We start from the raw sequence: 20,668 nt of genomic DNA on the forward strand, positions 1-20,668 counted from the left end.
GTCCCCTCCGGGCTTCGCCCGGAGGCAGCGAATGCGCTGCGCGCATTCCGCTTCCGCTCCGCGGAAGCGTGAGGAAATCGCTCCGCGATTTCCTCCTATTCTCGCTCCGCGAGAATAGGAGGCCGTTTTCCGCTGCGCTCCAACCGGCCGTACGGGCACGCGCTGCGCGCGCACCCGAGGGCGTCCGCTACGCTCCCGCCCACCCGGCTCCGCCGGGGCAGCAGCAGGAAGCGGGGGCGGTGCATCACTGCGACTAACAGGTAGGATCCCGAACCGATGCCCACCACCATCCGGGGGCCGGCCTCTCATGTCGAGCGGGACCAGGAGCAGGACAACGCAAGGGGCGGAAAGCCTCCCCCGCATGTCCGCCGAATGCGTCGCATCGGACTTTGGACACCCTCACGATGAATCAACCGCTAGAGCAGCGTAGCACGTTGACGCGCCATCACGGGCGAGAGTGAGGCAACTTCTAGTCGCAGGCGTCGAGTCTGCATCAAGCGGTAGTGCATCAAGTGATGCAGCGGGTAGCATCACGAACGAACTAGCACCCCCATGTCAGCGCGCGAGAGGTGACCTGTGTCCGGCGAAATCAAGCTCCGTCCGCATCAAGAAGAAGCAGTTGAGGCCATCGTTTCTGGGTTGGAAATCAAGCCTGGGCAGCGTATTCCGGATAAGGGGTTGCGTGGGCAGGTGCACGCGGCTTGTGGTACTGGAAAGACGTTCATTGCGGCCGGTGCGGCTCAGCGTATTTCGCCTGGTGGTCGTGTGCTGGTGCTGGTTCCGACGCTTGATCTGTTGTCTCAGACGGTGCAGGAATGGCGTGCCTTTGGGCGTACTGGGCCCATGGTTGCGGTGTGTTCGATGGAGGATGACCCGCGTCTGTATTCGCTGGATGTGCCGTCCACGACCAGCGCCCCGCAGCTGGCGCTGCACCACGGCCGTGGGCCGGTGACGGTGTTTGCGACCTACGCGTCGCTGCCGGTGCTGGTTGAGGCGCATGAGGGGCTGTATGGGCTGCCCATGGATGTGTGGGACCTGGTGGTAGTGGATGAGGCGCACCGTACGAGTGGGTCTTTGGGTAAGGCGTGGGCTGCGGTGCACGATCAGGAGCTGTTGCCGGCGATGCGGCGGTTGTATCTGACGGCGACGCCGCGGATCTGGGTGGAGCGGCCGGTGCAGCGGGGCCGGCGGGAGAGGGACAGCCGGGGGCGGATGCCGGTTGATCCGCTGCCGCAGGAGTTGGCCTGTTCGATGGATGATCCGGCGATTTTTGGGCCGGTGCTGTGGTCGATGTCGCTGGCGGACAGCATCAGCCGCGGGCTGCTGGCCCGCTACCAGATCGTGGTCCTGGAGCTGCGGGATCCGCGGCTGACGCCTGAGCGACTGTACGGCGAGGAGCGGTTCGAGGAGCACGTGCGCGGTGAGCGGCTGGCGGTGCTCCAGGCCGCGCTGCTGGAGACGATGAGCGAGCACCGCCTGTCGCGGTGCATCACCTTCCATCACCGCACCATCGAGGCGAGAGCCTTTGCCGAGGGCCTTTCACGGGTGGCGGGCCGGCTGCACGCGGCCGACTCCGAGCGGCATCCAGCGCGGGTGTGGTCGGGGTGGCTGTCGGGCGAGCACCAGCCCGAGATCCGTTCGCAGAAACTGCGGGAATTCGGCGCGCGAGCCGGGCGCGCCATCATGTCCAATTGCCGGGTCCTGGGCGAGGGCGTCGACGTTCCCAGTGTGGATTCGGTCGCCTTGATCGATCCGAAGGGATCAGCGGTCGATATCGTCCAGGCCATCGGGCGCGCATTGCGGCAGAACCCTGGGCAGGACAAATTGGCGACGCTGATTGTGCCGGTGTTTCTTGGGCCGGATGAGACACCGGAGGAGGACATGCCCTATTCGGCTTCCTACCGGCCCCTGGTCAAAGTTCTGTCCGGGCTGCGGGCGCATGATGAACGCGCCGTGGAAATGCTCGCCATTCCTCAGGAGAGCGCGTATCGCACGGAGCAGGCGTCGTCGTGGCTGGGTGAGGCGCCCGCGAGTGACGATGAGGATGATCAGCGGGTGCTGCTGCGGTTCGGCGCGCACCGCGACCCCGCTCTGGTCGCGCAGTTCGTGCGCTACCAGCTGATCGAGCCCGAGCACGCGAACTGGAAGGCCGGCCATCGCGCGGCCGTGGCCTACCGCGAGCGGGAGGGTGACCTGGCCGTGCCCTACCACCACATCGAGGGCGCTGTGGAGGGTGAGGGCGGGTTTCCGCTAGGGCGGTGGCTGTCGGACCAGCGCCGGGCGATGCGAGCCGGGACGCTCGACTCCGGGCGGGCGGCCGATCTGGAGGCGCTGGGGATCGTGTGGGATCCGGCGGATGAGGCGTGGGAGGAGAACCTGGGGGCCGCGCGGGCGTACTTCGAGACGTACGGCACGCTCGCGGCACCGGTGACGGCGGCGATTTTGGATAAGCCGGTGGGGCAGTGGCTGGCCAACGCGCGCAAGAAGCACGGCCTGGGCAAAGACCCCGTGCGTGCGGAGCGGCGGGCGGGGCTGCTGGCGGCGATCGATCCGGACTGGCGGCCGGCCTGGCCGGTGGACTGGCAGCGTCACTACGCCGCGCTACGGCAGCTGGTGGAAGCGGGGACCACGGCGAGCGGGATGGAGCCGGGTATGCGTCTGCACAGCATGGACGTGGGCCGGTGGCTGGCCACCCAGCGTCAGGACTGGCCCAGGCTGGCTGAGGGGCAGCGGGCACGGCTCGCCAAGCTGGGTGTTGAGCCCGTTGAGCGGCCCGTAGCGGCCCCGGCGAGCCGGAACGGTGGGAAGGGGGCGGGGAAGACGTCATCGGCCTTCCAACGTGGGCTTGCGGCTCTTGCGCAGTGGGTAGAGCGTGAGGGCTTGGGCCGGGCGGTCCCGCGCGGCACGATCGAGACGATCGTCATCGACGGCCAGGAGCACCAGCACAAGCTGGGGGTGTGGGTGTCCAACACCAAAGCCCGGCGGGACAAGCTCACCGCCGAGCAACGGGCCGCGCTCGCCGGGCTGGGAATGGAGTGGGCGTGATGGCATCTGCACCGCGCCGGCTAACGCGCACCGCACCGAAGCTGTCCGTCTTCGAATCTCTACAGGCGGCGCAGCAGCGCGCTCGGGAGACGCGTCAGGAGTCCGAGGCGGCGAGGATGCGAGCCCGGCAGGCACAGCAAACGGCCCGGCAGATGCGCTCCGACACCCAGAAGATTCGCGGCTTGTAACGCAGGTTTATATTCATGCCCCGAAAAACCGCGATCTCCTGGAAATAGACGGAATTCTAACTCTCGCGCTCTTTTTCTCGGGGGTGATTGGAGCGTTAAGGTTCACGGGAGAGTTGTCCCCAACCGTGATATGGATATTTTGCACTGCGGTGTGCACTTGCTCAACTGTAGGGTCCACTGTTCCCGGAGTCGCAGTGGCGCGCAATTCTGCAATAAATTCAAGTAGACGATTTCTGACCTGTTCGAGAATGTCTTGGAGTGCTGAAACATGCACCGCCCAGTACAGGGACTCTACGATTACTCCTTGCTCCCGCCTTTCGTAAGTCATAGTACGGGCGAGCTCAGCTCCCCCCGGCAGGCTTACCTTCACTTTCCGCTTGTCATCTGCCGTATCAATGAGATTCTGGATTTTCGCAACACCAAACCGTATGGGCAGTTGCTCACTAATTAAGTCCTGCGCAAAGTCCGGAAGCTCAAGCGCACTGATGGTTTCACCTCTTCCGATCCAATAGGAGGAGCGCGAATCTCCTTGGATTGGGGCCACTACAATTCGATAGCTCGGGATCTCTTCTATCGGGCCTTCGTATCCGCGCAGCTCGTTCAAGGCCCACTGGCGAAGCGGCTCAGAGAAAGCACGCCCACCGATGACGACTACCAACTTCAGCAATTTTTGAGTCGTGACTGATTCATCCAGGATGTCTAGCTCAAGTTGGTCAAGTGGAGAATTTTTTGCCATAAGGTCCTGCTCCGGGTTAGGTGTTCAGCTCCGTGATCTTCGCTGCTTCGGTGTTGCTTCCAGCGCGATCTCAGCGGTGGAGTCATGCTCAGCGATGGCTACAGGGGCTGTCACGTAGATGGGAGAGTTGTCTCCCGCTGTGATCTGGATGCTTGAAACTGCCTCCCTGATCGCTTCGGCAGTTGGCTCTTGGGCTCCTGGAGGCATGGCGGCTCGTATCTCTGCAACAAACTCTGTCAGCTGTGTCCGGACTTGATCCAGGATTCCTTTTAGGCTACTGACACTAATCGCCCAGTAGACGGAAGTGACCTCAAGGAAAAAGTTCCCCGTCAAATTACGCTGATGATGCGTCATGAGCCGAGCCAAGTCGGACGTGTTTGAAGTTCCCAAGCGAATGTGTTCTTCTTGAGACGCTGCGATGGTCGCCTGTATTTCTGCGACACTCCAAAGTATCGGGAACTGATTCGGGACGGCGTCGCGCGCCTCCTCGGGGAGATCCCATTTGCTTATCTCTCGCCCGTTGTACTGAGCTGGGCCGGACGTGATGTTGGCCTTCACTGGGGCAGCGATAAAGCGATATTTAGGAACAGCAGTTTCAGTGCCACTGTAGCCCTTAAGTTCGTGCTGCGCCCATTTTCGCAAGGGTTCCGATGATGCGTGGCCACCCAAGATAAGAACCTGGCGCAGCAGCGACGCCACTGGCACTGATTCATCAAGTACATCATGTTCGAGGCGGGTAATCCCGCTCGCGTCATTCATTTTTTCCTCTTACTTGAGGGCGATGAACGCAATGACAGCAGTTGCGACAGTGGCTAGCGAACCAATGGCCGTCCACATCACTGAGGAACGGTTCCACCAAGGCGTTGACGCTGAGGCCGGTGAATTCGTGTTGGTATTTGCTGTGCTGCCATGGTTGGCATAGGAGAAGGGCGCATTTACGTTAACAGGGGATTGGTTTCCGCTTGTAACGCCGATGTGCTGGCCGATGGGTCGGGATGGTTCGTCGGGGGATGCACCGGCGGGAGGTGTGGGTTGAGTGGCCATGCCGCCTCATCTCGTGAGGGAGTCCTGGCAAGGACTCCTGGGCTTTGCCTGCTTTCGGTCTGCTCTGGCTGCGGACGGTAGCACCCACCTCAGACATTCGCTCAAAGTTGCACCACAGGCGTCGCTGGCAAGCAGAGTCACGGACCTGGCAAGCCAGTTGGACGAGACGGCGGGACCGCCCTTGCAGCAAGCAGGAGCATCTCTTGTAAGCGCAGCGGCGCCGCTTCGACCTTTTGGCTATGTGCGTGAGTAGCGACGTCGTTTTGGCACGACAATGGAAGTCGCACGCCAGCGCGGACAGGCGGTGTTCGCGAGAACGGGAGTCGGTCGTCCCGGGTTTGCTCAGGGGATGTACCCGAGTACGAGGAAGCGGCCGGGGCCCCGCCCGGGTGCGGCGTCGTTCGCGGCCGTTCCGGCCGGGCAGGCGGTGTTGTTCAGTCCATCGGGGCCCGTACTGCGTCGTCCCGGGCGTGGGGGCTACGGTGGTGGTTCCTACGTCCTGCGGCGAGCACGGACCGTAGCTCCGCGAGGTGTGGAGTGTCCGCCGGGAGCTGCAGTTGTGCGAGCAGGGTGAATGCGGCCGTCGGCTCCAGGTGGCCGTGGACATCGTGGTAGCCGGCCAGCAGGCCTTTGTACAGCGGCCCGTGCAGGGCGGGAAGCTGGGCGGCGGCTTCGTACGTCGGCTGCTTCACGGACCAGGGCACGGGGCCTGAGCAGGTCAGAACACGGCCGGCCCGGCGCAGCAGGGCATGCGATCTCTTGGCCAGGATGTGGTCGATGTCGTTGCCGAGCACCTCGGCGAAGGCCGTCGCAGCAGTGTCGTGGTCCTCGAACCAGTCGGCCCAGAGCGAGTAGGTGAGGACCTCGACGTCGCGCTCCGCCTCCAGCCGTCGACGGTAGCCGTTCCACAGCACGTCGACAGGCAGGGGCCCTTGCGCGCCTCGGTCCGCGAACCGGATCTCGCACGTCACCCAGTAGCTGTCGAGGAGATCCAGCAGCCCGAAGGCCAGCCGCACCTGCTCGGCCGCGGCCAGGCAGCCGTCGGTGAACACCTCGCCGGCCCAGGAGTGCGCGATCTCCTCGGCAGTGCACGGCCGGCCCGGCTCCGCGGCATCAACCCACCCGTGACCAACCTCGACCACACCCCGTTCGGCCAGCCATCGCCGCGCTTCTTCGCCGGCTTGAGTCTCCATATAAAAAAGTATGACGAGCCGCGGACCTTCTCCGGCCGACGGGCCGCGAGCCCGGCCTGATCGGCAAGTCGTCGCCGGCGCTGACAACGCCCGTCTTCAGCCAGAGCAACTCCCGAACTCATCGACATTGATCATGATGGCGGCACACGGAGCGACTTCCAAAGCCGTCAACAAACGACTCCCGTCCTCAGGCTCTGGTCCACTTTGTGTGGCCGTCTCACCGACAGTGATGTCAGTGGCATGTGCTGAGATGATTTCGCTCTGTCAGCCGTCTGTTGGGAGACCTTGTCGATGTCTGCGTACTCGTCGCTGACCCGTGCCCTGGCGCAGGCTCTGGTCGATGTCCTCTGGTTCGTTGAGGGGTGCGACGACGACCAGATGAACCAGGATGAGGCGGTCAAGGTCCTGGAGGGCGTTGCCCACCTGGTGACGCAGTTGTCGAGTGATCAGCGGACCGAGCTCATCGAACTGCTGCATTCGATGGCCGAGGAGGAGCCGGACCCATCTCGCCGTGAATTCCTGGAGGGCTTCCCCGCGGGGTTCGGCCTCGTCGAGGAAGACTCCTGACCTGCACCTTACTCATAGAGCAGGACCCGCTTTCGGAGGAGCTCGAACCCTGCGCGGCCGAACATCTGGCGCTTGAGCATCTTGATCCGGTTGACATGACCTTCCACGACGCCAGAGTTCCAGGGCAGCGTGAGGCCGGCGATGACGGCGTCGAGGTCGCGTTCAAGGTACTGGGCGAACCGGCTGAGGCTGGGCAGGTCGGCGGCTCGGGCGGATTCGATCCACTCCGGCAGTCGCTCGCCCTGCAGATCGGTGACCGTGCAGGCGAAGGAACGCACATGCTCGGCGAGCGCAATCAGTTCAGGACAGCTGGCCAAGTGCGCCTTGAGCTGGATCCGGTCGCATTCCGGCAGGCTGTCGGGGCGGGTGAGGATCCAGCGTGTGATGGCGCGGGCCGATGGCGGGCGGGGGCCGACCGGTTGAGGCTTGCCGCGCAGGTGCCTGCTGACGTAGGCGCGGACGCTGGCATAGCTGCGGGGGTAGCCCTGTTCCTTGATCTCTTCCCATAGTTTCCAGGCGTTGGTGCAGCCTTCTTGCCAGCGCTGATGGAGATAGGGCTTGTAGGCGTCGAGCCTGGTCGGACGGTCTTGCCACTGCCCGGTGAACATCTCCTCCGGGGTGGTGGCCCGGGAGAAGCGCAGAATCGTGTTGAGCGTCATGCCGAGTTGCCGGGCGACGGACCGCTTGCTGTGTCCGGCGGCGAGGAGGGCGTGGATGGTGGCGTGCTTGGCGCGAGTGCGTTCGGCGAAGCGGTGCCCTGTCGGCCAGGGCGATGACGCGGCCGGTCCCGGCTCCTCCTGGGGCTCCTCCGGGTGTTCCGGCGTGGGGCGCAGGCAGCCGCGATGCCGGTAGACGCACTTCTCGGCAGCTTCGCCCAGGGTGCCATCGGTCGGCAACTTGGAGGGCCTGCGGGGCGCCGCGGGCGGCTCCGTCGGCGAAGAATGGGGCGCGGTCCCGACAGACGATCTCGATGCCGGGCCGCTCGGCGAGCCAGGCCGCGAGCGTGTCCGCCTCCCGGTCGGGGAGCAGGTCGATCGGACGACGTGTCTCGACGTCGACGAGCACAGTTCCGTAAATCTGTCCTTTGCGCTGGGCGTATTCGTCCACACCGACCACGCGGGGCGTGGCGGTGGGCGGATCCGGGAGCGAGGCGATCAGTCTCAGCAGGGTGTTGCGGCTGACCGGTGTCCCGAAGGCGTCCGCCAGGCGGGCCCCGGCCCGGCCCGCGAGCGCCAGTCCGACCGAGATGAGCGTGGATCGCAGCCGTTCCGTCCGCCGGCCGAACCGGCGGGTGAGCCCCGGTACCTGTTCGGCGAAGGTCTTGCGCGGACAGGAACCGTCCGTGCAGACGAACCGACGCACCCTCAATGCCACCACGACGGACTTGCCCGCCGTCGGCAGATCATGGGGAAACCGCAGATAGGAGCCGTGTATGCGCTCCGACAGGCGCCCACAGCCCGGGCAGGCGGCCTGCCGGGCCGTACTCAGGGCCTCCACCCGGAAGGCCATGTCGGTCGTCTCGACCGACTCCACCAGCACGTTCTCCAGCGAGGAGAACAGCAACTCTTCAAGTTGCGGCCGTACTTCGTTCACGGCGCAGCACTGTCGGCCACGCCGTCCACCGGCCGGGCGATTTCCGGGCTATCTCAGACACCCTCACGATGAGATCGGCAGTGACGCTACGTACGCGACCACACGAAGTGGACCAGAGCCTGAGAACGGACAGCAGATGTTCACCATTTCGGGAGGCAGCACGGCGCACCGAGGATTCGAACGCTGCGTGAGGTGTGGCCCGGGGGGTGGCCGCCGAGGTCTCACGGGGCGAGCAGCCGCAGGGCGGAGGCCGACCCCCGTTCGCGCTGGAGCCCGTTGTCGACGTCGTGGCGGCGCTCCGGTTCCGCGGCGGACGAGAAACACCATGGCTCGGCCGCCGCCAAGCTGCGACGATGCTGTTTTTCAGGCGGAGGGCATTTGTTCGTCTTCGTGTGTGCGGGGTGCGGCGCCGAGCTGACTGCCCCGCTGTCCCAGGTGGTCCTGCCGGTCCACACCCATCAGAAGTACGGGAACGGGATTCAGCTCCCGGTCCTTATGGAGGCGGGCACGTTCGCCGTGGAGCCGGAGCCCTCGGGGCCTCCGTGGCGGAGGTGGGAGGAGATCGATCCGGACGAGCTGGCCGCGCGCGGCATCTACGCGCCGGTCCACGTCCTGTCTGACGGCGCGCCGGGCGCGATCGTCATCGCGCCCGGAGATGTCCGCGGCACCGCGCTGATCCCGGAGAAGTGCGGTGGCTACTGTTGCGGCCTCGACGGCGCTGACGGCCCCAACTTGGCCTGCGAAACGTGCGGCCTGCCCGTGGCGAGCAGGATCGACGACTGCTCGCTCTGGCAGGCAGTGTGGCTCGCCCCCGACGCGGTGCGCCGCCGCCGAGTCGACGGCACCGATGCCGCACCGCTTTCCTGGGCGGAGCTGGTGGCGCAGGGAAAGGGCACGCCTGCGTTCGAGCCGATCACCGCCTGGGACGGACCACGGCTGGGGCTGAACCACTGGTGGTCCTGGAGCCCGCGGTGGGAGGCGGCGGCCGGCCGGGCGCTCGCTCATCTGCTGACGGCGTCGGAGGGCCGGCCGGTGACCGTCCCGGACGGCCTGACCGAGGAGGTGTTCCAACGCGTCCTCGACACCCTGCTGCCCGCAGGTCCGCCGGCGAGGCGCGCCGTCCTGGCCGGACCGGGGCTGCCCGCCCCCGACGCGGACGTCGACATCCTCATCGTGCCGGTCCATCCGCAGACGGGGGAGACCTGGGCCCCGCCCAGCCCGGCCGCCTCGGCACACCCGGTGCCCCTGCCGTTCGGGGTGTGGTGGTGGTTGGCTTTCCCCGAGCCGCACCTGCCCGCCCCCGCGTCGGGCGTCATGCCCGACGGGGTCCTACGCGACGATCCGCCCGCGCCGCACCCCTGCAGCCTCTTCAGACCCGACCCGGGAATTTTCTGGCACACCCTGGTCCGGCTACCAGCCGTCCGCAACCAGTGGCTGCGCGAGATCTTGAGAACCTCACGCAGGACACGCGCACGCCTCTTCTGACCAGCTGGCAGAAGACGCCGACGCTCAGCCTCCGACCTGTCGGGGGATCATGCCTCCGCAATCGAACAGCGCCAGACGGTGGCGCCTCCCGAAGTGGTGAACATCTGCTGTCCGTCCTCATGAACATAACCAGGCACTCGGGGATCGGCTGGCACACACCTGCCTCCGTCCACTTCGGGACCGCTGAGGAGGTCCGCGATCAGCGCGCGGTCACCCTCGCCGAGGCATACGCCCGCCACCCCGAACGCTTCGGCCGCCGCCCCCGACCACCCGCGATACCCAAGACGGCCTGGATCAACGACCCGGCCAAGCGCCGCGAACCCACACCACAAACCTCATAGCGTCACGACCGTCTCACTGGACTTGAAATCTTCCGGGAGAGGCGGTCGTGGCGCTCAGGGCGGGACGTGGCTGCGGTGAGGGTGCAGCCTTCACGGGACAGGTCCAGTTCGGATCCCCCGGTCAGGCAGGCGCCGATCATATGCACTTGCTGGCCGTAGGCACGGCCCTGGACGGCGGTCACGGTTCCGTCCTGTTCCACCTCGCAGGGGTTGTTGTCGGTGCACTGCTCACCGCCGGTGTTGTGAGTGTTGTGGATCCCCATGACCGTCGTGCCGTCCGGGGCCAGCAACGCGGCACCGGACGTGCCGTGCCAGGGGGAACAGTCCTCGCTGGTGGCGTAGCGAATCGCGTCGGTCTGTCGGTAGTCGCCCTCTTGCAGGCGCGGCACCACGGTTTCGGCGGTGCAGTCGAGTCGGCCGCTGGTGTGGGCCAGGGTCAGCGGGTCACCCGGGCGCACGGCGGAGGAGGTGAGCTGGAAAACCTTGGCGCCTTCGGCCTGGAGCTGCGCGTAGGTCTTGTCCAGCCGGTAGAGCGCGACGTCGGTGCCGGTCATCGTCGCGTAGACCAGCCGCTCCGCACGGCCGGTGGTGCGGGGGTATCCCTGGGGGTCGGCGATGTGCACTTCCCGGTCGGCCGGCTGGTCCACCAGCGCGGTGCCGGGTGCGGGCCGTTGCCCCTCCACGCAGTGGCCGTTGGTCAGCATCAGTGCCGGGTCCTGCGGCCGGGAGGCCGGGGTATTGATCACTGAGCCGGCGCAGTTGCCCAAGTCGACGGTGCCTTCCACGTCCGGGATGTGGTCATCGGGAGGCACGTCGGTGCCGGTGACGATGCCGTTGATCCAGTCGGCGTGCTCGGTGACATCGGTGTACAGGGTCTTGCCGCTGTGGTCGGGGCCGCTGACCACGCCGGCCACGGCCCACCGGTCGTCCTCGCGGACCAGCGCCGGCCCGCCGGAGTCCATGTTCGTCGCGGCAACGCTGCCGTCGGCGTGCCCGATGCACAGTTCCCCGTCTGTGCCCGACGGGCATTCCGCGGCCGGTTGCACCACGGTGTCGGCCTCCTTCAGCCGTGTGGGGAAGCAGGCCACGTCGTTACTGTCGTCGCAGGTCATGCCCCAGCCCATGATGCGCACGGGGGTGTTGTCCGGCGGTGTGGCCGAGGCGATGGGTACCGGTTCGGCCCGCACCGGGGTCCGCAGGTGCAGCAGCGCCACGTCCCGGCCCCAGAAACCGCCCTCGTCGCGGTTGGTGGCCAGCCGGTAGTAGTGGTCGACCTCGGCGACCTCGCCACCGGAGGTGGTGTCCAGTGATCCGACCCGCACCTTCCAGCCGCTGGGAACGCCCGTCTTGGCGCCGGTCGGGTTTTTGCCGGCGCAGTGACTGGCGGTCAGGACCCACTGCGGCGCGAGGACCGCCACCCCGCAGCCGTGTCCGTCCGGGCGCGGCGGCGCCGGGTAGGACGGCTGGAAGGAGCCCATGAAGGAGTAGGCCCGCGTCGATTCCTCCCCTCCCATGATGGCCTGCGCCGGAGGGGCGGTCATCAGGGTCGCGGTCACCGCGGCCCCCGTCGTCAAGGCGGCGGCCGCCCTGACCTGTATGCGATTGCGCATGCGTGCATTCCCTTTCGTCCGCCGCCGGTCCTCTCGCCGACAGGCTCGTGCGGAGGAGCAGCCGCCCGGCCGCTCCGTCCGGTCTTCGATCCTGGACTCCGTGGTCCTCCGGCCGGCCTCGTCCGTGTATCGGGCGCATCTCGGCAACCGCTCGGCCGTGTATCGGCGCTGGTCCGGCCGCCGGGCCCGGCGCGGCTGCCAGGGCAGGGCCGCCGGCAGCGGGGACTATATTGCGTGGCAGATGAAAGCAGTGGCCCGCGACGTCGACGGCGAGGTGGACCGCCGCTGCCCGGGCGGGTGGCGCGCGGCCGCCGGGCACTTGTGAGGGCGGGACGGGACGTCCGGCCCTTTGCACGGATGGGTGATGATGGCGTATTCAGCATCTGGTGACGGGCTTCCGGCGCCGGTCGCGGTCCTTCTGGTGGAGGACGACGAGGTGATCCGCAGGTCGGTCGCGATGGCGCTGGAACGCTACGGCTACCGGATCACCACGGCCGCGGACGGGTTGGCGGGCCTGGAGGCGTTCCGGGACGGCGGGCACGACCTGCTGCTGCTGGACGTCATGCTGCCGCAGCTGGACGGTATCGGGCTGTGCCGGCGGATCCGGGAGACCAGCACGGTGCCGATTTTGATGATGTCCGCGCGCGGTGACGCGCTGGACGTCGTCTCCGGTCTGGAGGCGGGCGCCGACGACTACGTCGTCAAGCCGGTGGACACCTCGGTACTGGTGGCCCGCATCCGGTCGCTGATGCGGCGGGCCATGCTCGTCCCGGCCCCGGCGTCCCAGGCGCCGACCGGACCGGCGACTGTTGCGCGGTCCGTCGAACGTCCCGGGCCCGCGCTGCTGCGTTTCGGGGACCTTGCCATCGACCCGGCGGGCCTGGAGGTGTCGCGGGCACAGGCGCCGGTGGCACTGGCCCCGACCGAGCTGCGGCTGCTGCTGGAGTTCGCCGCGAACCCCGGCATCGTGCTGGACCGCCAGACGCTGCTGCGCAACGTGTGGGACTACGGCTGGGACGGTGACAGCCGGGTGGTGGACCTGTGCGTGCAGCGGCTGCGCAAGAAGATCGGGGCCGAGCGGATCGAGACCGTCCGCGGCTTCGGCTACAAGCTGCGGCCCTGACATGGACCACGCGCACTCTCTGCTCAACTGGCGCTCGCTGCGCTGGAAGATCGCTCTGCTTGTGGCGGTGGCCTGCTGTGGCACCGCACTGACGGTGGGGGTGCTGGTCCACCGCAGCACCGAGGCGCGGTCGATGAACGACGGCGGGGCCCGGGCGATCAACCGGCTGTCCCAGGCGCTGAAGGACTACGAGAGGGACGGTGTCGCGCCGGACGGGCTGGTCACACAGCCCGCAGCCATGCCCGGACAGCTCCTGGACCGGCTGGAGCACGAGCAGGGTGACGGGCAGGCGATGGTGACCTGGTACGAGGGAGGAGGCCCCGGGGATCACCCCTCGATGTGGGCGGCCCGGACCCACCGCGGCTCACCGGTGGCGCTGGAGACCGACATGACGTCCGATCTGCTCACCCGGCGCGCCCTGGACCGGCACATGTGGAAGTACTCCCTGATCGCCCTGGCCGTGATGGTGCCGCTGTCGGCGCTGGCCGCGGAGCTGCCCAACCGCCGGCTGCGGCGGGTGGCCCGCACGGCGCGACGGGTGGCGGCCGGCGACCTGGCCGCCAGGACCGCAGCCGGCCGGGGCCGGGACGAGGTCGCCGCGATCTCGGCCGCCGTGGACACCATGGCCGACAGCCTGCGCGAGCGGCTCCTGGCCGAGCAGCGCTTCACCGCCGATGTGGCCCACGAGCTGCGGACCCCGCTGATGGGCCTGGTCACCGCGAGCGGGCTGCTGCCGCAAGGTGAGGCCACCGAGATGGTGCGGGACCGGGTGGCCGTGCTGCGGGCCCTGGTGGAGGACCTGCTGGAAATCTCCCGGCTCGACGCGGGCGCCGAGCGGGCCGAGCTGCGCCCGGTGCCGCTGGCCGACGTCGTCACCGAGGCCCTGGCCCGCACCGGCCTGGACGCACGGTTGTCCACCGTCGGCGCCCAGCCGGTCATGACCGACCCGCGGCGGCTGGACCGGATCGTGTCCAACCTGGTCGCCAACGCCCACCGGCACGGGCGCCCGCCTGTCGAGGTCACGGTGACCGGGACCGGCGTGACCGTGCGGGACCATGGGCCGGGCTTCCCGCCCGAGCTGCTGGCGGAGGGGCCGCAGCGGTTCCGCACCGGGGCGGCCGAGCGCGGCACCGGCCACGGCCTGGGGCTGACCATCGCGCTCGGCCAGGCCCAGGTCATCGGGGCAGAGCTGTCCTTGACCAATCAGCCCGACGGAGGGGCCGCCGCCACGCTGGGCCTGCCGGCCGTCACCGACCGGGGCGGCATGGGACGCGAAGACGATGGTACGGGCCCGGACCGTCGCTCGCACTGAGTCCGGCGCGCCTCCCCGGCCCAGCTCAGCGTTCTGGTCGACCCCGCCGAAGTGCCTCGCGGCAAGGTGACCGCGGTACTGCGGCCGCCGGCCGCCTCGGCCCGACGGCGTCGCTGCACGGTTCGGATACACAGCCGATGACCGGCGGAGCGGTGAAGGACACCCGGACGCGGCCGTACAGAGATCCGCACCCCGGACAGTGGGCGACGTGCGTGAATGCCGCGCACGTGCTCCTGGAGGTGTCCCGCCCATGTCCCCGGTCATCGCTCACCACCGGGCCGGCTCCCCCGGTGCCGGCCCACCGGATCCCAGCGGCTCCGGCACCGACGACTTCAACGCGCCGCCCCGCCCGGGACGCCGTGCCCGGCTGTGGCCGGCCGCTGTCGGCTCCGTCGGCCTGCTGGGCCTGGTCACCCTGATGTCCGTGACCGGCCTCGCCGGCACCGCTTTTTGGGGCCCCAGGACCACGGCGTCCCCGGTTGCCGCCGTGACCTGGCCGGCCGAGGGCCAGGCCGGTGTCCTGGTCGAGGGTCTGGGCGCCCGGGGCGACCTCGGGACGACGGGTGCACAGGAACCGGTACCGATCGCCAGCGTCACGAAGGTGATGACGGCCTATGTCATCCTGCGCGACCACCCACTGGAGCCCGACGGCACAGGTGCCCGGATCACCGTCGACGAACAGGCCGCGGGCGAGTCCTATTCCGGGTCGGAGTCGACCGTTCCGGTGCGGGCGGGACAGCAGCTGAGCCAGCGGCATCTGCTGGAACTGATGCTGGTGCGCTCGGGCAACAACATCGCCCGGCTACTGGCCCGCTGGGACGCGGGGACGGAGAAGACGTTCACCGCGAGGATGAACGAGACCGCCCGCGAACTGGGGATGCGCCACACCACGTACACCGACGCCAGCGGCATCGCCCCCACCAACATCAGCACAGCGGCCGACCAGCTGGTACTGGCACGGCAGGTGATGCGCGACCCGGTGTTCCGCTCCGTCGTCGCCCGACCGGACGTCAGGACACCGGAGACAGCCGGACCACTGCCCAACACCAACACCCTGCTCGGCCAGGACGGAGTGATCGGCATCAAGACCGGCTCCAGCACACCCGCCGGCGGCAACCTGATGTGGGCGTCCGTCGCACCCGACCGCAACGGCGACAGTCGGCTGGTCCTCGGCATCGTGCTGCACCAGGGCGCCGGCACCGACCCCCAGCGCGGTATGGCATCCGCGTTCGACACCAGCCGTACCCTGATACGCGACGTACGGCAGTGGGTGTCCACCACAGCACCCGGGCCCCGGTGACCGCCCCGCCATGGTCATCGATACATCACCTCGGTCCGGCGGCGCAGCCGGCACCGACCGGGCACCGCGCCCCACCCCGGCCGCACCGGGCCGACACCCGGCGTCCGGCATCCGGCGGCGCGGCCGACTCCTCGCCGCTGCGGCGGCGGCCACCCTGCTGCTGCTCGGCCACGGCATCATTCCCGATCTATCTGGCAGCCCGGGAAATCTCGTGGAGACCTTCCTGCCCTGGACGGGCGCCGTCGTCCCGCTCCTGCTGCTGGGCGCACTGCTGCGGCGACCCGCTGCGCGCGGATCTCCTCTGCGCGCCGGCGGTCGGCCTGGGCGCGCTCGCGGTAGGCATCGAGGCCGTCGAGGTCGGCCAGGGCCACATCGAGGCTCTCCCACTCGGTGTGTCCGTAGCGCCACCACACCGGCCCGTGCGGGCCCTTGGAGGCGAGCCGGCGCAGGGAGGTGGCCAGGAGCGGGATGCGCCGCTCGAAGTCCTGGTAGCCGTCCTCGCCGCCGATCTCCGGCGGCCGGGGCCACCGGTGCCAGACGCCCTTCCAGTGGGCGTGGGACAGGCGTCCCAAGGCCGTCATCCGGTTCTGCAGCGCCTGCGGTCCGGTGTCCTGGGTGAACACCACCGCCACCGGCGGATACGCGGGCCGCTGTCCGGCCTCGGGGGCGGCGTGGGGCCAGACGGTGTGCCACAGCGCCGGCCCCGTGCTGGCGTGGACGGGGCGCCGGGAGTCAGCCGGCCGCTTGAAGAAGGCGGCGTAGCGGGCCACCTTGTCCGCCAGGACCTCCGGGCTCTCGGTGCCGTTGTCGACCTCCACGAACAGCAGCTGCGGCGCGGCGCCGGGCAGGGCGTAGACCAGATCGGCACGCAGCGAGCCGCGGGCGGGTGAGGCGAACGTCCCCGCGACAGGGAGAGTGACCTCCGTAGTCCAGGCCGTCAACGGTCCCAGACCCGGCGGGCGATCCTCGAGGACACGCGGCGCGGCATCCGGCGCGGTGCGGGGGCCGGGCAGCGTCGGCTCCGGCGGGGTCTGCAGGAGCGCGGCCAGGGTGTCGGTGACTTTGCGGGCGTGCGTCGCGCCCGAGGCGGCCGCAGCTTTGGCGGTGCCGCCCATCTCGCGCGCCGGGCGGTCCAACGCGGCGGCCGCGGCCTCCAGGCCGGCCGGGGTCAGGTGCCACAGCTTCTCCGTGACCCGGTTGCCGGCCTCGTTGACGCGCACCGCTGTACCGGCCGTGGCGACCAGGCGGTCGGCCTCCAGGTCCTTGAGGCCGCCGCGGACCGTGCCCGCATCCTTCGTGCCCGGACAGGCGATCTGACGGATCTGCTCAGCCGTGGCCACCTTCACCACCCCCAGCACCGCCAGACACAACCCCCGCGTCCGCGTGGTCGACCCGTACTTACGCCGCACCGTCGCACCCATCCCCGCCCGCTCCTCTCCACGCGCCGCGGCCGTACCCAACCGGCCACGCCGACCACAGGAGATCACCTCCCTCCCCCTGTGACCAGGGGAAAGAGAAGGCGTCGAAGTCCGGCAGACCCTTTGCCTAGGTGGCCTGACCTGGGCAAACGCAGAATTCGAGAGCGGAGTGCATCACAGGGGAAACCGCAGGGACATCACAGGGGAGATCACAGGGGCTACGCGGGCTTGCCCGACCGACCAAACCACCGGGCAGACCACAATCCGGGTGCGCAATGCGCACCCGGACCAGCTATTAGCCGCACAGGGGTCAAGCGGCCAGCCCACGGTCTGCCCGTGTCCCCGCGCGGGTGCCGATCCGCCGCCTATGCCCTGCCGGTGCGACAGAGGCCTCCGCACCCATCGGGCATTCAGTGACTAGAAATTAAGCCGAAATGCTATGTTGCTGCTCATTCGATAAGTGATTAGCTTCCTGGGGGGATCATGGCTGGTGAAATCACGCCGTCGCAGTGGGCCGTTGAGCAGTTCGGTGATCACGCCGCGGAGGTGATACGGCATGTGGTTGAGGGTCTGGCACGTGGTCAACAAACCGCCTATGAGGTGCAGGTAGCGGCACAGAAAGCGGGGGCCGAGGACAAGCGCGCCTACGGCAGCATGTGGGCCACGCGCTACGGACAGGTCGTCAAGCAGTTCGAGCTGGCCAAACTCCCCGGCTATGAGGCCCGCAAGCCCAAGGGGGCGTCGTACAGCCTGGCGGTCGTCAACGGGCGGGTGCTGATCCCCTTTCGGCACGCCGACTCGCTGAAGGAACCGATCTCCCGTGCAAAGCTGAGCACGAAGATTCCCCAGCAGGTCTCCCGCGACAACGGCGTGGGCCCTGCGCTGCCTCCGCTGTCGCTGTTCGACAGCGATTCCGAGGCCACGGAGCCGACGGCGGACCCCTCGGTGGCCGAGGCCGCTGCGGCGGCTGAGGCGGAGCAGCTGACGGTGATCTACGTCGCGTACGCTGCCAACGCCGACAGCGACAAGGTCCTGGCCGCCTGGTGGGGTACGCCAACGTCGCTGGAGGACGACGGCACCATGGTATGGAACCCGGAGCCGCTCGACATGAGCATCGCCACCGCAGAGCAGGACTCCAGCGACTCCCGCGACGACCTGCGCGATGTGGGTACCACCGTCCCCCGCGCACAGGGCTTCACCGGGGGCGACCTGCCTGATCTGGGCGTCACGCACCGCTCCGAGGACGCCAAGCGTCCGTCCGCCGAATAGGAACCGACCATTTCCGACATAGAAAACGGCGATGAGTAAGAACACCCAACCACCGCTGTTCACCGCCCCCGGTAGCCGCGGCGCCGGTAAGGGCCGCGCCGACCGGGGGCAACCGTCCCCGGCTGCCGTGCACGAGTTCTTTGACCCCGCCCGGTTGGCCCAGGCTCGCAGCCTTATCGGGATGACGAAGAAGCGGCTGGCCGACGAGCTGGGGGTGACCCCGGCTGCGGTGAGCCAGTACGAGACGGGCACCAACCGACCGCGCCCCGACCTGCTGCCGCGCCTGGCTGAGATTTTGGATGTGCCGCTGACGTACTTCCTGGCGGGGCGCCCGCACGCGCGGCTGGACCCCTCGGGTGCGCACTTCCGCAGTCTGCGCAGTACCCGGGCCTACCAACGCGCCAAGGCCGTCGCGTTCACCGAGCAGGTCTGGGAGCTGACCTACGCACTGGAGAAGCGTGTCCAGCTCCCCGTGGTCGACCTCCCCGGCTTCGCCGGCGGCGAGGTGCACCCGGGCACCGATCTACCCCGCGATCCCGCCTCCGCAGCCCGAGCCCTTCGAGTCGCGTGGGGGCTGGGTACCGGGCCCATCGCTCACCTGGTCCGGCGCCTGGAAGCACACGGCATCGTGGTGGTCACCCCGCAGCGCGACGAGGATCTGCGCTCCGTCGACGCCTTCTCCACCTCACGCCTCCCGCGCCCGCTGATCGTACTGACGCCCAACCGGACCGACGACGTCTACCGGCACCGCTTCAGCGCCGCCCACGAGCTGGGCCACCTGATCCTGCATGGCGACACCAATCCGGGTGACATCACCCAGGAACGCGAGGCCGACACCTTCGCAGCCGAGTTCCTCACCCCCCGCGAATCGATCCTGCCCGAGCTGCCCGCACGGATGGACCTGCACAAACTCTCACAGCTCCGCGCCGACTGGGGCGTCTCGGTGCACTCCCTGCTGTACCGCTGCCGAGAACTCGGCCTCCTGTCGGACTCCTCTGCCAGCCGCGCCTACCAGCGGCTGCACGACCTGCAGGGGCAACCCGGCTTCGCTCCAGACCCCCTGGCTGGCTATCCCGGCGAACAATCCGCGCTGCTGTCCCAGGCTTTCGCCCTCGCCTGCGACCACGGGCTGACCATGACTGAACTGGCTCACGAGCTGGCCTGGAGCACAGCCCAGGTGCGGCGCATACTCGGTGTCGAGGAAGACCGACCCGCCCTCCGGCTGGTCAGCAACTCGTCCTGATGGCTTGTCGGCGGGGCCCGGCCGCCGGGCCCCGCCGCAGATCAGTCCTGCGGGCCCCGGGCAGAAAACGGCCACGGTGGGCCCCGAGCGCGCCCTCGACCAGCCATGGTCTGGTCTCTGGCCGGCTCCCGGACTCACTCTGCCGCCGCTGTCGGCGTACCCCCTCACCACAGCCGTGCTGGTCTTGCACCAGACGAGTGTCCATGCTCCGGGCTCGTCCAGCCCTCGGACACCGGCTACCACACCACGGTCAGAGAGCACCGGCACCCGAGGACACCACCACGAGACAAGGCTTGCCCAGCACCCGTAATGACCCGCCAGGACCGGAGCGACGGCAGCGTCCGCTACCAGGTGACCGTCGACCTGAAAGGCGACGCCTCGGTGGTCGCGCGCACCTACCGCTGCCCCCAGCCCGGCCTACGCGTCGCCCACGCCCCCTATCCCGAACCCGAGCAGCCAGGAAACACAGCGGCACCGAGCAGGTCCTGAGCGCAAGGGCCAGGACGTGGCCGTCGCGCCTGCTCCGCGCAGCGGCACATGGAGATGTACATCTTCCTCAACCGGTCAGCGTCACATCGTCCTGCGTCGGCTCCGACGTCTGAACCGGCACCACCGGCTGCGCCTCCGGCAGCTGCTTCAAAGCCTGCCGCGCTTCGTATCCGGTCGTGCCCGTGCACTGCTTCCAGTGCGCATGCTGGTGGACCTCGGTGGCCTTGTCCCGCCACTGCTGCCACAACCGGTCGTAGGTGGCCGCCTGCTCTGCCGTCCAGCCCTCAGTCGCCGGCCGGGACGAGCCGTAGCCCCGCAGACCACCGCTCTGCTCCGGCGCCTCCCACCCCTCGTGCGGTTCCCGCGACCACGGCAGCGTGCCCTGGAAACGGTGCAGCTCCGCGTGCAACTCGGCCGCCTCACGCTGCGCGGCGATCAAGTCAGCCGGGAAGTCGAACGGATCAAACGGGGCATCGGCGCTGTCGGCGGCATCGGTCATACGAACGAGCCTAATCCTCGCCTCGGACGATTCCTGCGATGAGCAGCCCGGGACAGCTGACGGGTCGCGCCGGAGCGCCAGCAGGTGGAAGGACGCGCCCCGGCGCTCCCCGGACAGTGAGCTGTTTCAGCGCTGCCGCTCCAGGGTGAGGACGGCTGCTGCGATTGACGTCATTCGATTCGGGCTGCACCGAGCCTTGCGGAAGATTCGCCA

The 20,668-nt window shown here is 68.5% G+C and carries 19 protein-coding genes and 1 pseudogene; 10 read left to right on the forward strand and 10 right to left on the reverse strand.

The features are described from left to right. The first annotated feature begins 576 nt into the window (after nt 1-576). Nucleotides 577-3,045 carry a DEAD/DEAH box helicase gene (locus tag IE271_RS37310; RefSeq protein ID WP_190194917.1) on the forward strand — a complete coding sequence of 823 codons (2,469 nt, stop codon included), beginning with the start codon at nt 577-579 and terminating at the stop codon, nt 3,043-3,045. A gap of 201 nt (nt 3,046-3,246) precedes the next feature. Here the strand turns inward: IE271_RS37310 and IE271_RS37315 are convergent, their stop codons facing one another. The 3 genes from IE271_RS37315 to IE271_RS37325 all read right to left on the reverse strand — a co-directional run bounded on the left by IE271_RS37315 (nt 3,247) and on the right by IE271_RS37325 (nt 6,206). Next, nucleotides 3,247-3,969, reverse strand: coding sequence for an AbiTii domain-containing protein (locus tag IE271_RS37315; protein WP_190194918.1), 723 nt, complete (start codon nt 3,967-3,969; stop codon nt 3,247-3,249). A gap of 24 nt (nt 3,970-3,993) precedes the next feature. Further along, nucleotides 3,994-4,728, reverse strand: a complete 735-nt coding sequence (locus IE271_RS37320) for an AbiTii domain-containing protein (protein WP_190194919.1) — start codon at nt 4,726-4,728, stop codon at nt 3,994-3,996. Between the two features lie 719 nt (nt 4,729-5,447). Beyond that, nucleotides 5,448-6,206 (reverse strand): hypothetical protein, encoded by a 759-nt coding sequence (locus IE271_RS37325; RefSeq protein WP_190194920.1) that lies wholly within the window; start codon nt 6,204-6,206, stop codon nt 5,448-5,450. A 291-nt stretch (nt 6,207-6,497) separates the two neighbouring features. On the opposite strand from IE271_RS37325, the gene IE271_RS37330 reads away from it, so the two are divergent. Next, nucleotides 6,498-6,773 carry a hypothetical protein gene (locus IE271_RS37330; RefSeq protein ID WP_190194921.1) on the forward strand — a complete coding sequence of 92 codons (276 nt, stop codon included), beginning with the start codon at nt 6,498-6,500 and terminating at the stop codon, nt 6,771-6,773. Nucleotides 6,774-6,781: 8 nt separating this feature from the next. Here IE271_RS37330 and IE271_RS44145 read toward each other — a convergent pair whose 3' ends face one another. The 3 genes from IE271_RS44145 to IE271_RS43490 all read right to left on the reverse strand — a co-directional run bounded on the left by IE271_RS44145 (nt 6,782) and on the right by IE271_RS43490 (nt 8,710). Further along, complete coding sequence (locus IE271_RS44145; protein ID WP_373308901.1) at nt 6,782-7,159, reverse strand: transposase; 378 nt, start codon at nt 7,157-7,159, stop codon at nt 6,782-6,784. Continuing rightward, nucleotides 7,074-8,282, reverse strand: coding sequence for an ISL3 family transposase (locus IE271_RS44150; RefSeq protein WP_373308902.1), 1,209 nt, complete (start codon nt 8,280-8,282; stop codon nt 7,074-7,076). Before IE271_RS44150 ends, IE271_RS44145 begins: the two co-directional genes overlap by 86 nt. A 305-nt stretch (nt 8,283-8,587) precedes the next feature. Then, nucleotides 8,588-8,710: a hypothetical protein gene (locus tag IE271_RS43490; protein WP_268256269.1), complete on the reverse strand. Its 123-nt coding sequence runs from the start codon at nt 8,708-8,710 to the stop codon at nt 8,588-8,590. A 34-nt stretch (nt 8,711-8,744) separates the two neighbouring features. Between IE271_RS43490 and IE271_RS37340 the strand changes: the two genes are divergently transcribed. After that, nucleotides 8,745-9,851, forward strand: coding sequence for a hypothetical protein (locus tag IE271_RS37340; RefSeq protein ID WP_190194922.1), 1,107 nt, complete (start codon nt 8,745-8,747; stop codon nt 9,849-9,851). A 119-nt stretch (nt 9,852-9,970) separates the two neighbouring features. Then, nucleotides 9,971-10,192: a hypothetical protein gene (locus IE271_RS37345; protein ID WP_190194923.1), complete on the forward strand. Its 222-nt coding sequence runs from the start codon at nt 9,971-9,973 to the stop codon at nt 10,190-10,192. Between the two features lie 2 nt (nt 10,193-10,194). On the opposite strand, the gene IE271_RS37350 is transcribed toward IE271_RS37345, so the two are convergent. Next, complete coding sequence (locus IE271_RS37350) at nt 10,195-11,802, reverse strand: S1 family serine peptidase (protein ID WP_190194924.1); 1,608 nt, start codon at nt 11,800-11,802, stop codon at nt 10,195-10,197. A gap of 367 nt (nt 11,803-12,169) precedes the next feature. On the opposite strand from IE271_RS37350, the gene cseB reads away from it, so the two are divergent. From cseB to IE271_RS37365, 3 genes are all read left to right on the forward strand, one after another. Further along, nucleotides 12,170-12,925, forward strand: a complete 756-nt coding sequence (gene cseB, locus IE271_RS37355; protein ID WP_190194932.1) for a two-component system response regulator CseB — start codon at nt 12,170-12,172, stop codon at nt 12,923-12,925. A gap of 1 nt (nt 12,926) precedes the next feature. After that, nucleotides 12,927-14,237, forward strand: a complete 1,311-nt coding sequence (locus tag IE271_RS37360; protein ID WP_190194925.1) for a sensor histidine kinase — start codon at nt 12,927-12,929, stop codon at nt 14,235-14,237. Between the two features lie 250 nt (nt 14,238-14,487). Continuing rightward, nucleotides 14,488-15,537 carry a D-alanyl-D-alanine carboxypeptidase family protein gene (locus IE271_RS37365; RefSeq protein ID WP_190194926.1) on the forward strand — a complete coding sequence of 350 codons (1,050 nt, stop codon included), beginning with the start codon at nt 14,488-14,490 and terminating at the stop codon, nt 15,535-15,537. A 176-nt stretch (nt 15,538-15,713) separates the two neighbouring features. On the opposite strand, the gene IE271_RS37370 is transcribed toward IE271_RS37365, so the two are convergent. Then, the gene (locus IE271_RS37370; protein WP_190194927.1) at nt 15,714-16,958 is read right to left on the reverse strand and encodes a replication-relaxation family protein; all 1,245 of its coding nucleotides are present in this window, start codon (nt 16,956-16,958) and stop codon (nt 15,714-15,716) included. Nucleotides 16,959-17,438: 480 nt separating this feature from the next. On the opposite strand from IE271_RS37370, the gene IE271_RS37375 reads away from it, so the two are divergent. The 3 genes from IE271_RS37375 (at nt 17,439) to IE271_RS37385 (ending at nt 19,956) form a co-directional block, all read left to right on the forward strand. Then, nucleotides 17,439-18,224 (forward strand): hypothetical protein, encoded by a 786-nt coding sequence (locus tag IE271_RS37375; protein ID WP_190194928.1) that lies wholly within the window; start codon nt 17,439-17,441, stop codon nt 18,222-18,224. A gap of 31 nt (nt 18,225-18,255) precedes the next feature. Next, nucleotides 18,256-19,467 (forward strand): helix-turn-helix domain-containing protein, encoded by a 1,212-nt coding sequence (locus tag IE271_RS37380; protein WP_190194929.1) that lies wholly within the window; start codon nt 18,256-18,258, stop codon nt 19,465-19,467. A gap of 309 nt (nt 19,468-19,776) precedes the next feature. Continuing rightward, complete coding sequence (locus IE271_RS37385) at nt 19,777-19,956, forward strand: hypothetical protein (protein ID WP_190194930.1); 180 nt, start codon at nt 19,777-19,779, stop codon at nt 19,954-19,956. 67 nt (nt 19,957-20,023) lie between these two features. On the opposite strand, the gene IE271_RS37390 is transcribed toward IE271_RS37385, so the two are convergent. Then, entirely contained in the window at nt 20,024-20,455 is a 432-nt protein-coding gene (locus tag IE271_RS37390) for a DUF8825 domain-containing protein (protein ID WP_190194931.1), read from the reverse strand. A gap of 126 nt (nt 20,456-20,581) precedes the next feature. After that, a pseudogene (locus IE271_RS37395) lies at nt 20,582-20,668 on the reverse strand (IS5/IS1182 family transposase); the annotation flags it as partial.

Source organism: Streptomyces minutiscleroticus, assembly GCF_014650875.1.
Taxonomy (GTDB): Bacteria; Actinomycetota; Actinomycetes; order Streptomycetales; family Streptomycetaceae; genus Streptomyces; species Streptomyces minutiscleroticus.

What these genes read in the sequence shown, in the direction of transcription:
- IE271_RS37390 (WP_190194931.1), bottom strand. Translation starts at nt 20,455, where the DNA reads ATGACCGATGCCGCCGACAGCGCCGATGCCCCGTTTGATCCGTTCGAC.
- IE271_RS37365 (WP_190194926.1), top strand. Translation starts at nt 14,488, where the DNA reads ATGTCCCCGGTCATCGCTCACCACCGGGCCGGCTCCCCCGGTGCCGGC.
- cseB (WP_190194932.1), top strand. Translation starts at nt 12,170, where the DNA reads ATGGCGTATTCAGCATCTGGTGACGGGCTTCCGGCGCCGGTCGCGGTC.
- IE271_RS37345 (WP_190194923.1), top strand. Translation starts at nt 9,971, where the DNA reads ATGAACATAACCAGGCACTCGGGGATCGGCTGGCACACACCTGCCTCC.
- IE271_RS37350 (WP_190194924.1), bottom strand. Translation starts at nt 11,802, where the DNA reads ATGCGCAATCGCATACAGGTCAGGGCGGCCGCCGCCTTGACGACGGGG.
- IE271_RS37370 (WP_190194927.1), bottom strand. Translation starts at nt 16,958, where the DNA reads ATGGGTGCGACGGTGCGGCGTAAGTACGGGTCGACCACGCGGACGCGG.
- IE271_RS44150 (WP_373308902.1), bottom strand. Translation starts at nt 8,282, where the DNA reads ATGGCCTTCCGGGTGGAGGCCCTGAGTACGGCCCGGCAGGCCGCCTGC.
- IE271_RS37375 (WP_190194928.1), top strand. Translation starts at nt 17,439, where the DNA reads ATGGCTGGTGAAATCACGCCGTCGCAGTGGGCCGTTGAGCAGTTCGGT.
- IE271_RS37330 (WP_190194921.1), top strand. Translation starts at nt 6,498, where the DNA reads ATGTCTGCGTACTCGTCGCTGACCCGTGCCCTGGCGCAGGCTCTGGTC.
- IE271_RS37360 (WP_190194925.1), top strand. Translation starts at nt 12,927, where the DNA reads ATGGACCACGCGCACTCTCTGCTCAACTGGCGCTCGCTGCGCTGGAAG.
- IE271_RS37385 (WP_190194930.1), top strand. Translation starts at nt 19,777, where the DNA reads ATGACCCGCCAGGACCGGAGCGACGGCAGCGTCCGCTACCAGGTGACC.
- IE271_RS37380 (WP_190194929.1), top strand. Translation starts at nt 18,256, where the DNA reads ATGAGTAAGAACACCCAACCACCGCTGTTCACCGCCCCCGGTAGCCGC.
- IE271_RS37320 (WP_190194919.1), bottom strand. Translation starts at nt 4,728, where the DNA reads ATGAATGACGCGAGCGGGATTACCCGCCTCGAACATGATGTACTTGAT.
- IE271_RS37315 (WP_190194918.1), bottom strand. Translation starts at nt 3,969, where the DNA reads ATGGCAAAAAATTCTCCACTTGACCAACTTGAGCTAGACATCCTGGAT.
- IE271_RS37325 (WP_190194920.1), bottom strand. Translation starts at nt 6,206, where the DNA reads ATGGAGACTCAAGCCGGCGAAGAAGCGCGGCGATGGCTGGCCGAACGG.